Origin of the sequence: Flavobacterium sp. JLP, assembly GCF_015350755.1 — a bacterium.
Classification (GTDB): domain Bacteria; phylum Bacteroidota; class Bacteroidia; order Flavobacteriales; family Flavobacteriaceae; genus Flavobacterium.
This window is the reverse complement of record NZ_JADKPS010000001.1, coordinates 219,436-235,913: the sequence shown is the minus strand read 5'-3', so window position 1 is coordinate 235,913 and position 16,478 is coordinate 219,436. Positions and strand designations below refer to the sequence as shown.

The window sequence follows — 16,478 nt, the reverse complement described above, 5'->3', positions numbered from 1 at the left end:
TAATAACAAATTTAATTTAAAAATTAATATTTCCAGCTAATTCTTTCAAAGCAATTTCAGATAATTTAGCCTCATATTGAGCATTGCTGTAACGCACTTTTGCATTTACATAATTTAATTGAGCTGTTCTGAAATCAAGAGTTGTAATTGTTCCGATTCTGAATTTATCTAATGTAATGTCTAAGTTTTGTTTTGCAATCGCTTCGTTATCTTCTTCTAAATCAATTAACTCTAAATTTGTTAAGTACGTTTGAAAAGCGGTGCTTAATTGGGTATTCAAAATCATATTTTGCTGTTCTATAGCAATCTGAGAATTTTCGATTTGAATTTTTGCTACTTTTTCATTTCGATGCTGATTAAAACCGTCGAATATATTTAATGTGGCATTAAAGCCATAATTGAAACCTTTTGATGAAGATTGGCTTGTAAAACCTAAACTTGATTGATTTTCAGCAAAATTATAGCCTGAAGTCAAATTAACGATCGGGTAGCGGTCTGCTTTTATTTGTTTAAGCTGCAATTCTGCAATTCGTTTGTTTATTATTTGAGATTCTAATGCTGGATTTTGTTTTTGTGCCAAATTGATTAAGTCTGCTAAAACAAGAGTATTGTCGACAGTCACCAAATCAGTTACTTTGAAATCTATTTTCGGATCACGCGCTAAATATTGATTCAATAAAATTTTAGCATTTGCATAGGATTCTTTTTGTCTCAATAAGGCAACTTGATCAGAGTTTAAGTCAACTTGCGCATTTAAGACTTCTAATTTTGAAGCTTTTCCAATACTGAAACGGTTTTGTGCCAATGTTAATCTTTGCTTCGAAATTACGATCGTAGTATCTAAAGCTGACAGTTGATGCTGTTGCTGTACTAAGTCGTAGTAAGCTGAATTTACTTGCCCGATTTTAACTAAAATCGTTCTTTTTAATTCAGCATCGCCCAATCTTTGAAGTTCTTTTAATTGGTCTAATCTAGCAAACATTTTCATTCCGTCAAAAACGGTCCAGCCTAAACTGACCCCATAATTTAAACTATTGTTTTTGGCATTGTCCAAAGAAGTAGAAGTGCCGTCCTGACGTGTTTGAGATGAGTTTGTAACGCTGTTATTATCTGTAATTGAAGCTGCTGCACTTGGCAGCATTCCAGCATTTCCAATGGTAACATTTGTTTCGCTTATTTTAGAATTGTTTTTGGCGATCTTAATCTCAAAATTATTCTCTAAAGCTATTTTCATAGCATCTTCAATAGTCAAAACTTCCTGAGCATTTATTTTTGTAATGCAAAGGAAGAATAATATTAAAATGCGGTATACAATTTTAGTATTCATATGGATTTTCTTTTGCCACAGATTCACGAATGTTATGATTAACTCGTGAATTTGTGACCAATAAATTATTTACTTTCTTTTTCGTATTCTTCAATATGGTCGAATTCAGGATAATGTTTTCTAGCTTTAGACCACATTAAATAAATCGCCGGAATTACAAAAAGTGTCAAAGCCAAAGAGAAAATTGTTCCCCCTACAATTACAACTCCCATTCCGATTCTGCTTGTCGAAGCTGCTCCAAGCGACATTGCAATTGGAAGCGCTCCTAAAGCAATCGCTAAACTTGTCATTAAAATAGGACGCAAACGTGCTTCTGAAGCTTCTAAAATAGCTTCTAGTTTAGGTTTGCCTTGTTCTCGCAATTGATTCGCAAATTCAACAATCAAAATACCATTTTTCGTTACTAGACCAATAAGCATTACGGTACCAATCTGACTGAAAATATTCCAAGTCTGGTTGAACAGCCATAATGAAAATAAAGCTCCCGCAACCGCCATTGGTACTGTTAAAATGATAATAAACGGGTCAATAAAACTTTCAAACTGTGCTGCCAGAATTAAAAAGATTAATAATAAAGCTAATCCAAAAGCGAATGAAGTATTCGAGCTGCTCTCTACGAAATCTCGAGATTCTCCACTTAAATCAGTTGTAAAACTTTGGTCTAAAACTTTTGATTTAATTCGGTCCATTTCTTCAATACCGTCGCTGATACTTTTCCCTGGCGCCAAACCTGCTGATACTGTCGCCGACATGTATCGGTTATTATGGTACAATTGTGGCGGATTGCTTTGTTCTTCAACCTTAACAACATTATCCATTTGAATAAGCTGTCCGCTTTTATTTTTAACAAATATCGATGTCAAATCCAGAGGTTTAGAACGATCTTTTTGATCAAACTGGCCAATTACCTGATATTGTTTTCCGTTTTTAATGAAATATCCAAAACGCTGACCGCTTAACGAAAGCTGTAAAGTTTGGGCAATATCCATTATAGAAATACCTAAACTCTCTGCTTTTTCACGATCGATACTTACGTTAATTTCTGGTTTATTAAATTTCAGGTTTACATCTGTTGTTGAGAAAACATCACTTTTACCCACTTCATCCATAAAAACAGGAATTTTTTCTCTTAGTTTTTCAAAAGTCGGAGCCTGAATAATATATTGTATAGGAAGTCCTCCACGTCTGTTTACAGCAATTGTAGGCTGTTGTGTTACAGATGTTTTGGCACTAGGATATTTTTTAGTCCATTTTGTTAATTTATCTGCAATATCTTTTTGCGATTTTTTTCGTTCATCAACATCTTTTAATGTTAACCTTACCAATCCTGAATTCACTGAATTCGAACTAAATCCAGGTGAAGTAATAACCAAACTCACTTTTTTCTCCGGAATGGAGTCATCAATAAGTTTCGAGATTTCCTGCATAAAACGATCTGTGTATTCATATGAAGATCCTTCTGGAGTTGTCATACGCATGGTTACAGAACTACGGTCATCGTAAGGAGCTGTCTCTTTTGGCAGAATTGTAAAAAACAAATAAATCAATCCAAAACAAACAATTAGGATAGGAAAACTCAGCCATTTTTTAGCTATGAAACGCTGCAATGAATCGGCATAGCCGCTATTTAATTTTTCGAAAAATGGTTCAGTTTTAACGTAGAATTTTGACTTTTTCTGTTCGCCGCCTTTCATTAAATACGCGTTTAGCATTGGCGTTAAAGTTAAGGATACAAAAGCAGAAATTAATACCGCTGCGCCAATTACTACACCAAATTCTCGAAAGAGTCGGCCTACGAAACCTTCTAAGAATATTACAGGCAAAAATACTGCAGCAAGTGTTACCGAAATCGAAATTACAGCGTAGAAAATTTCGTTAGAACCTTTTATTGCTGCTTCAATTGGCGACATCCCTTCTTCTACCTTTTTGAAAATGTTTTCCGTAACTACAATTCCATCATCCACAACTAATCCAGTTGCCAAAACAATAGCCAAAAGAGTTAAAACGTTGATAGAGAATCCGAAAAGCCACATAATAAAAAAAGTAGCAATTAATGAAACTGGAATATCAATTAAAGGCCTGAATGCAATGGCCCAGTCTCTAAAAAATAAATAAATAATGATAATTACCAGAATGATCGAAATTCCTAAAGTTTCTGCAACTTCAAGAACCGATTTTTTCACGAAAATAGTATTATCAAGAGCGATATTTAATTTGATATCTTTAGGAAGATCTTTCTTTAAGGCATCATATTTTTTATAAAATTCTTTTGAAATATCTAAGTAATTTGCACCTGGCATCGGTACAATTGCCAAACCAATTAAAGGAAGTCCTGATTGGCTTAATTTTGTCTCTAAATTTTCTGGTCCTAATTCTGCACCGCCAATATCGCTTAAACGAACAATTTTATCTCCGTCAGTACGAATAATAATATTGTTGAATTCTTCCGGTTTAGATAAATTTCCAATTGTTTTTACAGTTAATTCTGTATTGTTTCCAGTTAGTTTTCCAGAAGGCAATTCAACATTTTGTGCATTTAAGGCGTCGCGTACTTCTGCAACGGTACAGCCATAAGCAGTTAGTTTTACAGGATCAATCCACAAACGCATTGCGTAACGTTTTTGTCCCCAAATTTGTACCCCGCTCACTCCTGGAATCGTCTCTAAACGCTGTGAAATTACATTTTCTGCGTAATCACTTAATTCTAAAGAACTTCTAGAGTCACTCTGAACGGTCATCGAAATAATGGCTTCACTATCCGCATCTGCTTTAGAAACTACAGGAGGTGCATCAATATCTTGCGGTAAACTACGGACAGCTTGCGAAACCTTATCACGAACGTCATTCGCAGCTTCTTCAAGATCTTTGTCTAAGTTAAATTCTATGGTAATATTGCTGCTGCCTTGATTACTTGATGAAGTTATATTTCTAATTCCATCAATAGCATTTACAGCTTTTTCGAGAGGTTCAGTAATTTGTGATTCTATAATATCAGAATTGGCTCCAGTGTAATTAGTTCTGATAGAAACCTGTGCCGGATCAATAGAAGGGAATTCTCGAACACCCAAAAAAGTATAACCAATGAAACCGAATAAAATAATCAAAAGATTCAGTACAATGGTTAAAACGGGTCTTCTTATACTTGTAGTTGATAAACTCATGTGAGGTTTTATTTTAGATAACAGATTTTTAGGTTTGTAATCTCTATTTTCAATTTTGGCTTTAGACTTTAAGACTAAATTATTTTTTTACTTGAACTTTTATAGGAGCTTCGTTTTTTAAGGACATAACACCGCTTGTGATCAGAGTATCTCCAGCTTTTAATCCTGATAAAATCAAAATAGAAGAGTCTGTTCTTGTTGTAGCATCTACCATAACTTCTTTGGCTTGACCATTATTTGCGATATAAACCTTTTTGCCGTCTTGTACAGGTACGATAGCTTCTGTAGGAACAACAATTGCGTCTTTAATAATGTTTAAAGGCAATTTAACATCAGCAAATGTTCCAGGAAAAAGTTTTCCATCGATATTATCTGCAATAGCACGAATTTTTAGCGTACGTGTTGCCACTTCAATTTCAGGTTCAATCGCATAAATTCTGCCTGAATATACTTTGTCAGATCCTGAAACAGAAAAATCGATGTTTGATCCTGATTTTACTTGTGCAGCATATTTTTCAGGAATAGAAAATGTAATTTTTAATTTTCCGGTATTTACTAATTTTGCTACTAAAAGAGTTGGCGTAATATAAGTTCCCGGCGAAATAGAACGCAAACCAATTTTTCCTGAAAAAGGTGCTTTTACAGAAGTTTTTGCAATTTGTGCCTTAATTAATTGAGTTTGAGATTTCATTGAAGCATAATCAGCATTTGCAACATCAAATTCTTCTTGGCTTATGGCTTCTTTTTGCAGCAGTAATTTTGCTCTTCTTTCATTTTCTCCAGCTAGTCCTTCTTTGGTTTGTGCCTGTTTTAATTGTGCTCTTAATTCAATATCATTGACCTTAAAAAGTACTTGACCCTTATTTACATAAGTTCCTTCGTTAAAATAAATCCCTTCAACAATTCCTGAAACTTCGCTTCTAATTTCGATTTGCTCATTGGCTTCAATTGATCCTGATAAAGATAAATTATTGTCAAAAGTGGTTGTTTTAACAACTATTCCAGTTACAGTTGTTGGTTTGTCTTTGTCGCCAGACTTTTTAGATTCGTCATTTTTACTTTTGTTAGATACCACTCGGTAGGCGATAAATCCTCCAATGCCAATAATTAACAGGGCGTAAATAAGATTTTTTACTTTCATAAAATTTGAGGTAAATGTATTTTTTGGTGTATGTTTTAGTAAGCTTACAAATTTAACTTTTTGAAGCGAAAACGTAATACGTTAGCGTTTATTTAACATTTGTATGTACAAGTTTTTTGATTGGCTTAACATTTAGATCGTTTTTGTTTACAATGGTTTAATGCAGAGGTAAAAAAATAAATTTTTAATGATCTTATGTAATTTAAAGTTATAAGTAAATGTGGTAAATTATTTATAAAAACTAAATTTAAATAAGTTTTTACTTATAAAAAAGGTATAATTACTTATTTTTAAAATAAGAAAAAACCTATTTTTATTTTTTTTATTGTATTTTGTCTTATTTATTTTGCAGTTTATCGATTTTATTTGTAACATTGATAACGTTAAACAAAACAGATTTCTTTTTGTCGGAAAATTAACGTTTAAAACATGAAATCGCTGATTAATGTAGTATTTTTATTTGTTTTTAGTTAAATTTTATACTTTGTAAAATAAAATAATTAACAACTGTTTATATTTTTAAAATTAAATCTCTGCTGTTTATGGTAAAAAAGTTACTTTTAGTGCTATGGTTTGCCTTATTGATTGTAGCTGTTTCTACTTTGTTTTGGCAAAACGAATTTAAATATAGTTTGCCTACACCAGTTCCACAAAATTACCGTGAGATAGCCATGGGAAGTAAAATTGATTTAAAATGCTGTGCAACTGATCAGAGACCTATTTTTATTCACTTTTTTAATCCAGATTGCCCTTGTTCCCGCTTTAATATTCCTCATGTAAGCGGATTGATTAAAAAATACGGTGATCGAATTAACTTTAAAATTGTAGTGCTAAACAAAGAAAAGAGCTTTACAATTCAAGAAATCCAAGAAAAATTTGATGCCAAAATTCCTGTATATTTTGATGAAGGTATAGCGCGAAACTGTGGTGTTTATTCAACGCCTCAAGCTGTTCTTGTTGATGCTTCTCAAAATTTATACTATCGAGGCAACTATAATAAAACAAGATATTGTACCGATGCTAAAAGCAATTATGCAGAACAAGCCATCGATTCTTTATTAAGTAAAACAAATGCCCCTTCATTTGATGCTTTAGCTCTCAGAGCTTATGGATGTTCGCTACCAAAATGCACTAAATAAATCTAACTCTAACTAATTACCTAAAATTTATGAAAACAAAAGCTAGTTTAAATGAACAGGATTACCTGCACAATTTTATGTCTACAATGACACAAAAATCAGATACTATTATTAATTATGTTCTTGCTGCCTATTTTCTTCTCGGAATCGCATTGTCTTTTAAATATGACACTTGGGAAATTGGAGCAGGAGTAGGAACTTTAAATTTGCTTGCTTATTATTCAGCTAAATTTTTTCTCAAAAACTCCAAATTTTATCAGTATGTTCTTTCTGTAGTTTTGGCTGTTTTTATGGCACAGTATATTTATCAGATGCATGGTTTGTTCGAAATGCACTTTACCGTATTTATCGCCAGTACCATCTTAATTATTTATCAGAACTGGAAACTTCAAATTCCGCTTACGCTTTTGGTAGTCTTGCACCACGGAGGTTTGGCTTACTTGCAAAATTTTGTTTACAATGATGCGAACGGACCACAAATTTATTTTTCGCAGGTTAATTTTGATTTAGAAACTTTTCTAATTCACGTTATTCTTGCAGCAGTTGTCTTTTTTATGAATGGGTATTGGGCATACTATTTTAAAGAACACAGTCAGAATCATATTTCTAAAATTTCTGATGAATATGAATTGGAAAATATGAAATTGGCTTCGGCAAAATACAGCTCGATGTCAGCTACAAAAGAGTACAATGATTTTATTCACAGAACAACTTTAGATTTAAAAATGCCTGTAAACTCTGTATTAAAACTAATTGATGTTTCTAAAGGGCATACAGACAATGATAAGCTTTTAAGTTATTTAGAAATGATGAGAGAAAGTGCTAAAAAAATTGATGATTTAGTTAATGATATCCACTTTAAATCAACCAGTAATAGAGGTACAAATTAAAAGCAGAATTAATTAGAATAATACTTTATAAAATTTAAAAGTACAAGCAGAATTGTAATTACATATCAATTTTAAATACAAAATTATGGATAGCAGAATTACCCGCCCGACTCCATCAGACAGAGAGGTTGATTGGAATAAGAATAAAGTATTACTCAGCAAAACAGACACAAAAGGAACTATTTTATACGCCAATGAAGATTTTATTGATGTTTCTGGATATGATGAATTTGAGCTTATTGGTCAGCCACATAACATAATACGTCATCCTGATATGCCAAAAGTGATTTTTAAATTCTTGTGGGATAGTATTAAATCGAGTAAAAATATTCATGCCATCATCAAGAACATGTCTAAAACGGGCAGATATTATTGGGTAATTACCGATTTTAAGATTATTGCCGATTCTGATGGAGAAATCGTTGGTTATTTTGGAACACGAAAATCTGTTCCAGAGGATATAATTGTAAAATTTATTGAGCCGTTGTATAAAAAACTTTTGCACATAGAGGAAGCCAGTGGTATGCTAGCGTCTGAAGAATATTTAGTTGGTTTTTTAGAAGAGCGAAAAAAAACATACATGGAATATATTGATCATCTAATAGCAACTGGAAAAGATGATAAAAATAAAATAAGCAAAGGTTTATTCAACGGACTTTTTGAAAAGAAAGACCCTCCAAAAAAGTAACTTAATAATGCTTCACTGTATCCGGTAGAATATTCAAAATTTAAAATTTGCACCCCAACAAATCAAAATCAAGTTTACAATAGTAAATGAATATTTTAGAGTTAATAACAAACTATGTGATGCAGTGAAGTATATTTTTTTGTTTCAGGTTTCAGGTTTCAAGTTTCAAGTTTCAGGTTTCAGGTTTCAGGTTTCTTTGCACCTATGAATCTTTGCCTCTTTGAACCTTACTAAGAAATATAATTCCAAATATTCTTCTTCTTAGTCAATTCAATAAAAACAGCTTTAAGTACAGCATGTTCAGGTTTTGCAAGCGGAGCATCTTCTTTTAATATTTTCATGGCGTAATTTCTGGCTAGGCCCAAAATATCTCGATCGCGAACAATATCGGCAATTTGAAGATTTAGTACACCGCTTTGCTGTGTTCCCATTAAGTCTCCAGGACCGCGAAGTTTAAGATCAACTTCTGCAATTTCAAAACCGTCATTTGTTTGCACCATTGTATCCATTCTGGTTTTGCTGTCAGAACTTAATTTATGGCTCGTCATTAAAATACAATAACTTTGTTCTGCGCCACGACCAACGCGTCCGCGCAACTGATGGAGCTGTGATAACCCAAAACGTTCTGCACTTTCAATAATCATTACACTGGCATTCGGTACATTTACACCTACTTCAATTACAGTTGTGGCTACCATAATATTGGTTTTTCCTTCAGAAAAGCGTTTCATTTCGGCATCTTTGTCAGCCGGTTTCATTTTTCCATGCAAAATTGAAATAGAATATTGTGGTAACGGAAAATCGCGCGAAATGCTTTCGTAACCGTCCATTAAATCTTTAAAATCCATTTTTTCAGACTCCTGAATTAACGGATATACGATATAAATTTGTCTTCCTTTGGCAATTTCATCGCGCAAAAATTTCCAGACTTTCAAGCGATTACTGTCAAATCTATGAACAGTCTGAATTGGCTTTCGGCCTGGAGGCAATTCATCAATTACAGAAATATCTAAATCGCCATACAAACTCATCGCCAAAGTTCTCGGAATAGGAGTAGCGGTCATGACTAAAACGTGTGGCGGAATTTCGTTTTTCTTCCACAATTTTGAGCGCTGTTCTACGCCAAAACGATGCTGTTCATCAATCACAGCCAATCCAAGATTCTTAAATTTAACTTTATCTTCTAATAAAGCGTGAGTTCCAATTAAAATATGCAGACTGCCATTTTCCAGTTCTTCGTGAAGAATTTTTCGTGCAGCTGTTTTGGTTGAACCGGTTAATATTTTAATGTTGATGTTTAAAGTTTGAGCTAATTCAGATAAACCAATAAAATGCTGATTGGCCAGAATTTCAGTTGGTGCCATCAAACACGCTTGAAAACCGTTATCAATTGCCAAAAGCATGCTCATAAAGGCAACAATAGTTTTTCCAGAACCTACATCTCCTTGTAATAATCGGTTCATTTGGGCATTGCTTCCCATGTCTGAACGAATTTCTTTTATTACTCTTTTTTGTGCATTGGTCAAATTAAAAGGCAAATGATTTTGATAAAATTCATTAAAAAATTCACCCACTTTTGTAAATGGATGACCTTTTATTTTATGTTTTCGAATTAGATTTTTGGTAATTAATTGCAGCTGAATAAAGAATAATTCTTCAAATTTTAATCGGAATTGGGCTTTCGCCAAAGCATCAGTGCTTTTTGGGAAATGTATATTGAATAAAGCCGCTTTCTTTGAAATCAGTTTTAATTCCTCTATTAAATAAGGAGGAAAAGTTTCAGTAAACAAAGCTTGAGTTTCAATAAACAATTGTTCCATTAATTTATTGATTGTCCGATTTGAAATGCCTCGATTAGTTAAGGTTTCTGTAGAAGGATAAACTGGCTGCATAGCAGAACGAAGACTTTTTTCGTGCTCGCTCAGCAACTCAATTTCCGGATGAGCCATACTAAACTGGCTTCCATACAAAGAACATTTCCCGAAAATAACCAGCGGTTCATTTAATTTCAAACTTTCTCGAATCCATTTATGGCCTTGAAACCAATTCAGATCAATTTGCCCTGTCTCATCCACGAAAGCCGCAACTAAACGCTTTTTGTTTTTGGCAAATTCAACGGTTTTAATATTGATTATTTTTCCAATAATCTGAACTTCTGTTCCTGTATTCTGGAGTTCGTTTATTTTATAATAACGCGTTCTGTCAATATATCTGTTCGGAAAAAAATTTACTAAATCTCCGTATTTATGAATTCCCAATTCCTTGCGAAGCAGCTGGCCACGACTTGGACCAACGCCTTTTAAGTATTCGATTGGAGTTTCTAGAAGATTATTAGACATTAATTTAGATTGTTAGATCTTTAGATTTTAGACTTCTCAGACCAGAGTAATGAAAATAGAGCATAGATTTTATTCTATATTCTTAGCTGTATTCTCTTTAAAAAGCGAAGATAGATTTTAATTAGGAAATTTAAAAGCGTCATATTCTTTTTGAATGTTAGGCAAGTATTAAAAATATTTTTTAGTGCTTAAAATGGAATTTGTTTGTATACGTATAAATACCTGATTTTAAAAGATATTGATGTTTTTAAATCGTACTTATCCTACATATTAGTATCTTTGATTTATAAGATTTTTACCTTAAAAATAAGTTCCTATTTTCAATATTACCACCAAAAAAACACTTAAATCTAATTAAACACTTAATTATTATGGAAACAACCCAATTTACGGAAACAAAACCGCAAAATTCAATTGAAACCCCTTTTAGAGTTGGAAGCTGGCTTCCGTCAGACAAAAAAATTCTTCAAAACTGGATGAACGATTTAATTGACGAAACAGACAAAAATCCGAAAGATTTATTACCTGTAATTGCAGATTTTAAAGCATTTATCGAAAATGATCCAGAAGCTTTTATGTTTTTTAATTTGATGTTCAGTCAGGTTCCGAAAAAATATAAGAAAGATCCAAGCGGCCATAAGCAAGTTAGAGATTATCATCATATGCTGCAGTTGTTTAATACTATTATGACAAATGCACCAGAGTTTAATAAAACCGGTGTTGTTGGTTTTCCTATAAATGCAATTCTAGACTGGTCAATGGGAACGGAAGCGGGATATGCAGCATTTTTAAATAAAAAAGTAAATGAACAATTTAAAAAGATATTAAACGAATGGGGAATTTTCTTGAAATCTGCTGATTCTTGTGTAGTATTAAGCAAAGACCCAAGAAAAGGATGGTTCGGGAAAGATGCGATGGATGCTATGCCAAATTTTGATAAAGAATTTATCTGCCAGCCAGAGCTGGAATATCATGGATTTACATCTTGGGATAATTTTTTTACGCGCGAATTCAGACCAGGACAACGACCTTTGGCAAGTCCAAACGATGATAGTATTATTACAAATGCCTGCGAATCTGCTCCGTACAGAATTGCAGAAAAGGTAAATGCAAGAGACAAATTTTGGATAAAAGCACAGCCATATTCTGTTGAGCATATGCTGGCTGGTGATTCTTTCACATCAAAATTTATTGGAGGAACTATTTATCAAGCTTTTTTAAGCGCACTGAGTTATCATCGCTGGCATAGTCCGGTAAGTGGGACTATTGTGAAAGCCTATACCATTGATGGGACTTATTATGCTGAAGCCATTTCTGAAGGTTATGACGATGCAGGACCAAATGATTCACAAGGATATATTACAGAGCTTGCCACAAGAGCTTTGATTTTTATAGAAGCTGATAATCCGAAAATAGGTCTAATGTGTTTTATGCCAGTTGGTATGGCCGAAGTTTCTTCTTGCGATATTACGGTTTATGAGGGACAGCATGTAAAAAAAGGGGATCAATTAGGAATGTTTCATTTTGGAGGATCAACGCATTGTTTGTTTTTTGGACCACAAGTAAAACTTGCTTTTGATATGCACGGGCAAAAACCTGGATTGAATTCGAGTAATATTCCGTTAAAATCTAAAATTGCTACTGTATTATAATAGGTATAGATAATTGTAAAAATTATTTCAAGACTCTGCTTAAAAGGCAGAGTCTTTTTATTTTATTAATTATAAAAGCAACCATTTAACAAAATTAGCATCTGTATAAATAGATAAAACCTTAAAAACATAACAGATGAAAAAAATTGGAGTTCTTTTAATACTATTATTTAGTATTGTTTCGTGTTCAAGCAATGAAACAGAAACAGATCCTATTGGAACGGATTATTATGGAAAATGGATCCAGTTTGTCGAGGCAAAATATAATGATGATCCAAATCCAAGTCAGGTTTCATATCAATTTAATAAAGATAATACGTTTACAAAAACGCTAAATTATTATGATACAACTACAAATGCATCAGGGACTTTTGAGGTGAATAAAGATGGAAATACTACAGTTTTTGTTTTGACATATACACAGCAAAGTACTATAATTTCGAGCTGTACAGGAGGATTGATAGAAAGTTTAACTTTAGATAAATTTGGACATTTAAACGATAATGCCGGTATGTGCGATCGTTATGGGAAATATAAAAAAGCAAAATAAAAAACGTAAGTTTGCTAAATCATAAAGTATTCAATTTTTGAATACTTTTTTTGCTTTAAACCTTAAGTATGAAAACACATTTAGCACTTTTACGCGGCATCAACGTTTCTGGTCACAATATGATGAAAATGGAAGCTTTGAAAACAATGTTAGAAAATATTGGTTTTCAGAATGTGAGAACCTATTTGCAATCTGGGAATGTTTTTGTTGATAGCGAAGAAGATGCCTCAAAAGTAGGTTTTATGATTAAACAGGAAATTTTTAAGGTTTTTGGACATGAAGTTCCAACGATTGTGATTACGAAAGAAGATTTAGAATTGTGCTTTAAAAATAATCCTTACTTAATAGAAAAAGACATTGATACTAAAAAATTATATGTTGCTTTTGTATCTACTGCGTTGAAAAGCGAAAATATAAATGATTTGAAAATCAGTCAGTTTAAACCCGATGAAGCGAGTATCGACGGAAACAGAATTTTTATTAAATATGCTGTTGGAGCCGGAAAAACTAGATTAGAAGGTAAATACATTGAGAAAAAACTAAACGTTATAGTAACAATGCGCAATTGGAATACAGTTACAAATTTGTTAGCGATGTATTCTGAGTAATTTTTTTTCCACGAATTAAATCAATTTTCACAAATCAATTAGTTGAAATTAGTTGCAAACTTTTTTATTTAGTTACTAAATCACAATACCAAAATCCAAAATCAAAAGCATCACTGGCACTTGTGTCGCAAGCTTTATCTGATGAATCATCCGTTTTAGATCGTTCGTATTTGCGGTAAACGATTTCACCAATTTCAAAATTTATTGGTTTAGAAAAGATTGGTCCGTCAAAAGTAAAAGTATGAAATTCGCCATTTTCACCACAAACATCAACATTTTCGGGTAAATCATTTATAAAATCCTGATCGATAATTCGGCCAACAAAACTTTTGTCTAAATAACGTTCGTTGACGCAAACGACAATCGTTTTAAATCCTAACGAGAGAAATTCTTGAATCAACTCTTTTGTTGGGATTTTCCAGATCGGAAAAACACCTTCAAAACCTAATTTTGCTAATTGATCTTCACGGTATTTTCGCAGATCTTCTAAAAAAATATCACCAAAAATAGAATGTATAATTCCTTCTTTTTTTAGTTTAGACAAAGTTTGGAACATAACATCTTCGTACACTTCCATAGTGGGCATTTCCGGAATCTGCATGATTTTTAATGGCAAGCCAATACTTTTCGCCTGCGCTTCTAACAATTCAACACGAACGCCGTGCATCGAAATTCGCTGGAACTGCTGGTTGACACTCGTTACTAAATATTCAATTTTATAATCAGGATTTTGCAGTGTTTTGTACAAAGCGAGAGCTGAATCTTTTCCGCTGCTCCAGTTAAATAAGGCTTTTTTTGGTGTTGGCACGTGGTTTTAATTTTCTGTTGTAAACTTACAAATTTCATTCGATTTGTTTGTCAAACCTTTGTAACTTTGAATTTTTGCCTTCAAAATTTATTTCAATGAAATACATCTTTTTATTATTCACAACTTTCATTTTTGCACAGCAAACCCAATTTGTTGATTTTAAATCGGTTTCTGGACAACTGTCGTTAAATGCAAAAGAAAAATCGGTTTCTGGATCTGTCGATTATCAATTTGAAATTTTAAAACCTATTGATACTATTAAACTTGATGCTAAAAATATGGAGTTTTCTAAAGTTCAGATCAATGACAAAAATGTTGTTTTTATAAATACCGGCAAACAATTGCAGATCATTTCTAATTTTATAAAAGGAGAGAATCATTTAACTTTTGAATATGCTGTTAAGCCTAAACAGGCTTTGTATTTTGTTGATATTGAAAATTCTGAAGTGCAAATCTGGACGCAGGGGCAGGGAAGATATACCAGCAATTGGTTTCCGAGTTTTGATGATGTGAATGAAAAACTAATTTTTAATTTAGGAATTTCATATGATAAACAATATCAAGTAGTTTCAAATGGAATTCTAAAAGAAAAGAAAGAAAACGAAAATGTATTTCATTGGCAATATGAAATGGAAAAACCAATGAGCTCGTACTTATTAATGCTTGCGATAGGGAAATACGATAAAAAAGAATGGACGGCAAAATCTAAAATTCCCCTAGAATATTATTTAGAAAATAAAGATGCAAATCGTTTTGAACCCACTTACCGCTATTCAAAACGAATTTTTGACTTTTTAGAAAAAGAAATTGGCATAAATTATCCGTGGAAAATCTACAGACAAATTCCGGTTCGGGATTTTTTATATGCCGGAATGGAAAATACAACTTCAACACTTTTAGCAACACGTTATGTAGTTGATTCTATTGGTTTTGAAGATCGTAATTATACCAATGTCGACGCGCATGAATTAGCGCATCATTGGTTTGGAGATTTAATTACCGCCGAAAACAGTACACATCATTGGCTTCAGGAAGGTTTTGCAACGTATTATGCTGCGTTGGCAGAAAGAGCTATTTTTGGAGACGATTTTTTTTATGCAAAACTATACGATACGGCACAACAAATAAAATTTGCTTCTAGAACAGATCCTAATCCGGTTTTGAATGCAAAAGCAAGCTCATTGACTTTTTACGAAAAAGGTGCTTGGGCACTGTTTGTACTGCATGAATCAATTGGTGATAAAGCCTTTAAAAAAGCAATAAAAAGTTATTTAAAAAAATATGCGTATCAATCTGTAAACACTGAAAATTTCTTCGATGAAATCAAAAAAGTTTCTAATTTTGATTTAGTTCAGTTTCAGAAAACCTGGCTGGAATCTACCGCTTTTGATACGCCGACAGCAAATGCATTATTAAGCAAAAATAAAGCAGTTCAAGTTCGTTTAGAAGTAGATAAATTTAAAAAAACGCCTTTAGCAGAAAAAGAAGATTTCTTGAAGAAAACATTAGAATCAGATGTTTATCATACTGTAAAAGAGGCTGTTGTTGATCAGCTTGAAAATGAAAAGTATGATGCTAAAAAAGCACTTTTACTTATAGCTCTGCAATCAAAAAATGTTCAGGTTCGTCAGTCAGTTGCAAGTTCTCTAACTAAAATTCCAGAAGATTTTAGAATGAATTACGAAACTTTGCTCGATGACAAATCGTATCAAACACAAGAAATAGCTTTATATTGGCTTTGGAAAAACTTCCCAGAACATCGTACTGAATATCTTGATAAATCTAAAAACTGGATTGGTTTTAATGACTATAATCTGCGTACAATGTGGCTTTCTTTAGCTTTGTCAACATCAGATTACAGTAATAATCCCGAGGCATTAATTTCAGAATTGATTGCATTTTCTTCTACTAAATATGAAGCTCCAACCAGACAAAATGCTCTTGAAAAATTAATTTCTTTTAAGATTATTAACGATCAGGTTCTCAGTAATTTAGTCAATTCAACTACGCATCACATGTGGCAATTTTCGAAGTTTGGAAGAGATACAATCAGACTTTTATTAAAAAATCCTGAAATGCGTGCTTCGTTTGAAAGAATTTTGCCTAATTTGAACCCCGATGAACAGTTTCAATTGAATCGATTATTAAAAGAGTAAAAGATTAAGAAACAAGCAA

Annotated in this window: 12 protein-coding genes; 7 read left to right on the top strand and 5 right to left on the bottom strand. The window is 32.7% G+C overall.

Annotated features, from left to right (window positions below):
- Positions 1–16: 16 nt before the first annotated feature.
- From IRZ83_RS01060 to IRZ83_RS01050, 3 genes are all read right to left on the bottom strand, one after another.
- Entirely contained in the window at positions 17–1,327 is a 1,311-nt protein-coding gene (locus IRZ83_RS01060) for a TolC family protein (RefSeq protein ID WP_194566203.1), read from the bottom strand.
- Between the two features lie 65 nt (positions 1,328–1,392).
- Positions 1,393–4,488: an efflux RND transporter permease subunit gene (locus IRZ83_RS01055; RefSeq protein WP_029270112.1), complete on the bottom strand. Its 3,096-nt coding sequence runs from the start codon at positions 4,486–4,488 to the stop codon at positions 1,393–1,395.
- 79 nt (positions 4,489–4,567) lie between these two features.
- Positions 4,568–5,629, bottom strand: a complete 1,062-nt coding sequence (locus IRZ83_RS01050) for an efflux RND transporter periplasmic adaptor subunit (RefSeq protein WP_029270114.1) — start codon at positions 5,627–5,629, stop codon at positions 4,568–4,570.
- A gap of 542 nt (positions 5,630–6,171) precedes the next feature.
- Between IRZ83_RS01050 and IRZ83_RS01045 the strand changes: the two genes are divergently transcribed.
- The 3 genes from IRZ83_RS01045 (at position 6,172) to IRZ83_RS01035 (ending at position 8,346) form a co-directional block, all read left to right on the top strand.
- Complete coding sequence (locus IRZ83_RS01045) at positions 6,172–6,768, top strand: TlpA family protein disulfide reductase (RefSeq protein WP_194566201.1); 597 nt, start codon at positions 6,172–6,174, stop codon at positions 6,766–6,768.
- A 29-nt stretch (positions 6,769–6,797) separates the two neighbouring features.
- Positions 6,798–7,658, top strand: coding sequence for a hypothetical protein (locus IRZ83_RS01040; protein ID WP_029270118.1), 861 nt, complete (start codon positions 6,798–6,800; stop codon positions 7,656–7,658).
- An 85-nt stretch (positions 7,659–7,743) separates the two neighbouring features.
- Entirely contained in the window at positions 7,744–8,346 is a 603-nt protein-coding gene (locus IRZ83_RS01035) for a PAS domain-containing protein (RefSeq protein WP_029270120.1), read from the top strand.
- A 230-nt stretch (positions 8,347–8,576) separates the two neighbouring features.
- On the opposite strand, the gene recG is transcribed toward IRZ83_RS01035, so the two are convergent.
- Entirely contained in the window at positions 8,577–10,685 is a 2,109-nt protein-coding gene (gene recG, locus IRZ83_RS01030; RefSeq protein WP_194566199.1) for an ATP-dependent DNA helicase RecG, read from the bottom strand.
- A gap of 371 nt (positions 10,686–11,056) precedes the next feature.
- On the opposite strand from recG, the gene IRZ83_RS01025 reads away from it, so the two are divergent.
- From IRZ83_RS01025 to IRZ83_RS01015, 3 genes are all read left to right on the top strand, one after another.
- On the top strand, positions 11,057–12,337 hold the full coding sequence (locus tag IRZ83_RS01025; protein WP_194566197.1) for a phosphatidylserine decarboxylase family protein: 1,281 nt from the start codon (positions 11,057–11,059) through the stop codon (positions 12,335–12,337).
- 136 nt (positions 12,338–12,473) lie between these two features.
- A complete protein-coding gene (locus tag IRZ83_RS01020; RefSeq protein ID WP_194566195.1) occupies positions 12,474–12,887 on the top strand; it encodes a hypothetical protein in 414 nt (137 codons plus the stop codon).
- Positions 12,888–12,955: 68 nt separating this feature from the next.
- A complete protein-coding gene (locus IRZ83_RS01015) occupies positions 12,956–13,495 on the top strand; it encodes a DUF1697 domain-containing protein (protein WP_194566193.1) in 540 nt (179 codons plus the stop codon).
- 64 nt (positions 13,496–13,559) lie between these two features.
- Here IRZ83_RS01015 and IRZ83_RS01010 read toward each other — a convergent pair whose 3' ends face one another.
- Entirely contained in the window at positions 13,560–14,303 is a 744-nt protein-coding gene (locus tag IRZ83_RS01010; RefSeq protein ID WP_194566191.1) for a diphthine--ammonia ligase, read from the bottom strand.
- A 95-nt stretch (positions 14,304–14,398) separates the two neighbouring features.
- Here IRZ83_RS01010 and IRZ83_RS01005 point away from each other — a divergent pair, with 95 nt between their 5' ends.
- Positions 14,399–16,459, top strand: a complete 2,061-nt coding sequence (locus tag IRZ83_RS01005; RefSeq protein ID WP_194566190.1) for a M1 family metallopeptidase — start codon at positions 14,399–14,401, stop codon at positions 16,457–16,459.
- Positions 16,460–16,478 lie beyond the last annotated feature (19 nt).

Bases quoted from the DNA above. Each gene is read 5' to 3' on its own strand.
- IRZ83_RS01060 (WP_194566203.1), bottom strand. From the start codon at position 1,327: ATGAATACTAAAATTGTATACCGCATTTTAATATTATTCTTCCTTTGC.
- IRZ83_RS01055 (WP_029270112.1), bottom strand. From the start codon at position 4,488: ATGAGTTTATCAACTACAAGTATAAGAAGACCCGTTTTAACCATTGTA.
- IRZ83_RS01050 (WP_029270114.1), bottom strand. From the start codon at position 5,629: ATGAAAGTAAAAAATCTTATTTACGCCCTGTTAATTATTGGCATTGGA.
- IRZ83_RS01045 (WP_194566201.1), top strand. From the start codon at position 6,172: ATGGTAAAAAAGTTACTTTTAGTGCTATGGTTTGCCTTATTGATTGTA.
- IRZ83_RS01040 (WP_029270118.1), top strand. From the start codon at position 6,798: ATGAAAACAAAAGCTAGTTTAAATGAACAGGATTACCTGCACAATTTT.
- IRZ83_RS01035 (WP_029270120.1), top strand. From the start codon at position 7,744: ATGGATAGCAGAATTACCCGCCCGACTCCATCAGACAGAGAGGTTGAT.
- recG (WP_194566199.1), bottom strand. From the start codon at position 10,685: ATGTCTAATAATCTTCTAGAAACTCCAATCGAATACTTAAAAGGCGTT.
- IRZ83_RS01025 (WP_194566197.1), top strand. From the start codon at position 11,057: ATGGAAACAACCCAATTTACGGAAACAAAACCGCAAAATTCAATTGAA.
- IRZ83_RS01020 (WP_194566195.1), top strand. From the start codon at position 12,474: ATGAAAAAAATTGGAGTTCTTTTAATACTATTATTTAGTATTGTTTCG.
- IRZ83_RS01015 (WP_194566193.1), top strand. From the start codon at position 12,956: ATGAAAACACATTTAGCACTTTTACGCGGCATCAACGTTTCTGGTCAC.
- IRZ83_RS01005 (WP_194566190.1), top strand. From the start codon at position 14,399: ATGAAATACATCTTTTTATTATTCACAACTTTCATTTTTGCACAGCAA.